This window comes from Carnobacterium sp. (assembly GCF_032094055.1).
Lineage (GTDB): Bacteria > Bacillota > Bacilli > Lactobacillales > Carnobacteriaceae > Carnobacterium_A.
In genome coordinates, this window is record NZ_DAMDAK010000142.1 from 1 (window position 1) to 2,636 (window position 2,636).

Consider the following 2,636-nt stretch of genomic DNA (forward strand, 5'->3'; position numbering starts at 1 on the left):
GTACCCAACAATTTCTTTAAAAGTCTTAGCAGAATTTTCTAAACGCTTGGCTCAATCTGAAAAACAAACGACTCGTTTTGCTACGGAAACAGTAGAAACGCGGATTGCTATGTTCTTAGCTGAATGTATGGAGAAAGACCAGTTATCTGCTGAAATTGAATTGCCGATGAGTAAGAAAGATTTAGCTTCTTATTTAGGAACAACACCTGAAACAATCAGCCGGAAATTTGCAGAGCTGGAAGAACAAGGCTTAATTAAACAAAAAACGCATAAACGAATTGAACTACTAGATTTAGATGGATTATTATTAGTTTGAATGAGTGAAAAAGACAGGTCGAAAGCCAAAAAGAACTGGAATGTGCATTTCAGTTCTTTTTGGCTTATTCCATTTTAAAAAGAAAAAGGCCAAAAACGATTGAATTGCGATTCTAATAATGGTACATTATTTTATAACCTTAATTTAACCTAATTCTAATATTTGGTTAATTGGTAAAAAAGGAATGAAACTATTTAAGAGGAGGATTTAATATGACAGTCAAAAGAAAAGTAGCCGGAAGTACCCTATTAGCTTTAGCCAGCTTATTGATGGCATGCGGAAATGCAGAGACAGATGGAAAAGCAGCGTCTAATTCTCAAAAAAATTCGACTGAACAAACAATTAGTTTAATGGCTGTAATGGTACAAAAGTAACAGCACATGATTTTGTCTATGCTTGGAAAAAATTGGCTGATCCTGATACCGCAGCCAACTATGCCTTTCTTCTAGATGGAACTATTTTAAACGGTAGTGAAATTACGTTAGGTAAAAAGCCCGTTGATGAACTTGGAGTAAAAGCAGTAGACGACTATACTTTAGAGGTTAAATTACAAAATCCAACGACTTATTTCTTATCTCTTTTAGCTTTTAATCCTTTCTATCCGCAAAATGAAGAGTATGTTGAGTCAGAAGGCGATGCTTATGCCTCAACAAGCGATCACATGATTTACAACGGACCTTTTACAATGACAGATTGGTCAAATGCTGGGTCAAGTTGGACATTAGTTAAAAACAAAGATTATTGGGATGTAGAAAATGTTAAAGCAGATGAAATTGATTTTCAAGTTATTAAAGAAACCGGAACAGCATTAAATCTATATGATGCTGGTGAACTAGATCAAGCCGTTATTTCGGGAGAATACGTAAATCAAAGAAAAAATGATCCGGAATACCTTTCAACACCTAATGCTTATGTTTCTTATTTCAGAATGAACCAATTACGTAATGGTTCAGATACTATCTTTGCCAATGAGAATGTCCGAAAAGCTGTAGGTTATGCAGTAGACAAAGAAGCGTTGGTAAATAACGTTTTACAAGATGGTTCAGTAGCTACTTATGGATTTGTACCGCATGGTTTTGTTAAGAACCCGGAAACGGGAGAAGATTTCCGTGAAGAAGCAGGAGATTTTCTAGTAACGGATAAGGACCAAGCGTTAAGTTACTGGAAAGAAGCACAAAAGGAGATAGGCGAAACCATTAAAATTGAATTATTAACAAGTGACGGAGAAGCAGATAAGAAAGTTGCAGAATACTTGCAAAGTCAATTACAAGATACACTACCTGGTTTAAACTTAACGATTCGAGCAGTTCCGCTGCAAAACTCTATTCAACTGACAAGAAATTCTGATTACGATTTAGCATTTGGCCGCTGGGGTCCTGATTATCAAGATCCAATGACTTTCTTAGCTAATCATTTAAGTGGCGGAAATGCCAATTACAGCAATTTAGAATATGATGATTTATTGGAGGAAGCTTCAACCACCCTAGCGAATGAACCAGAAGCTCGTTGGGAAGCTTTGATCAAGGCAGAAACGATCCTCATTCAAGAAGATGCGGGTATTGTACCGGTTTACCAACAATCTACAACAGTGCTACAAAATGATAATCTAAAAGGAATTGTACAACATAACTTTGGCAGTCCTTATGACTACAAAGGCGCGTATAAAGAGTAAAGAGGTGTTTCTTATTGGAAAAGTATCATTTGTATCAGACAGGAATTAAAGTGGCCACTTTTTCTATTGGAGCAGAAGTGAAAATCAAATTATGGGATATTTTTGCTGGAAAGTGGCAGCCAGAGATGGTATTTAATCAAGAACATGAAGAGTTTTTAAAACGCTATGTTCGTGCAGATATTGGTTTTATATTAGAGCATTTAGAGAATTATAAAGCTTTTGTTTCCGAGCAAAGTCATCCCGAATGGGTCAAAACAAGTTGGGGAAGTATCTATTCAGAATGGACCCTGAATCTTTGGGCAGAACGACAAAAAAATGAGCCGCTGGATATTGTTATTCAAGATCAGCAGTTTGTTGGTTTGGTAACGACCAATAGAGAATTCACAACTGTTTTTATTAAAGAAGGTCATGAAGATGCGACTATTCTAAAAGAATGGAAAGAACACCAGCTGCTGGTAGATCAGCCGTATGGAGTAAAGAAAATGGATAATGCTATGGTCAGAATGCGTGATGGCGTTCATTTATCGACCGAAATCTGGTTGCCTGACTCAGAAAAGACTTCTTATCCCGTTATCATGGCCAGAACTCCTTATGGAAAAGAACGGTATTCTGAAAGCCATTATCGCTTTGTGCAACGGGGGTATGCAG

General features: G+C 36.8%; 4 protein-coding genes. All 4 read left to right on the top strand.

Annotated elements, in window-relative coordinates:
- Positions 1-316, top strand: a 316-nt coding sequence (locus RT405_RS13395; protein ID WP_313470366.1) for a Crp/Fnr family transcriptional regulator, incomplete at its 5' end; no start/stop codon positions are given.
- Between the two features lie 212 nt (positions 317-528).
- Positions 529-690: a hypothetical protein gene (locus tag RT405_RS13400; protein ID WP_313470369.1), complete on the top strand. Its 162-nt coding sequence runs from the start codon at positions 529-531 to the stop codon at positions 688-690.
- Between the two features lie 32 nt (positions 691-722).
- Positions 723-1,988 (top strand): peptide ABC transporter substrate-binding protein, encoded by a 1,266-nt coding sequence (locus RT405_RS13405; protein ID WP_313470371.1) that lies wholly within the window; start codon positions 723-725, stop codon positions 1,986-1,988.
- Between the two features lie 14 nt (positions 1,989-2,002).
- Positions 2,003-2,636: CocE/NonD family hydrolase (locus RT405_RS13410; protein WP_313470373.1), on the top strand; the 634-nt coding region annotated here is incomplete at its 3' end.

Coding starts and splice junctions, on each gene's coding strand:
- RT405_RS13400 (WP_313470369.1), top strand. CDS start 529: ATGACAGTCAAAAGAAAAGTAGCCGGAAGTACCCTATTAGCTTTAGCC.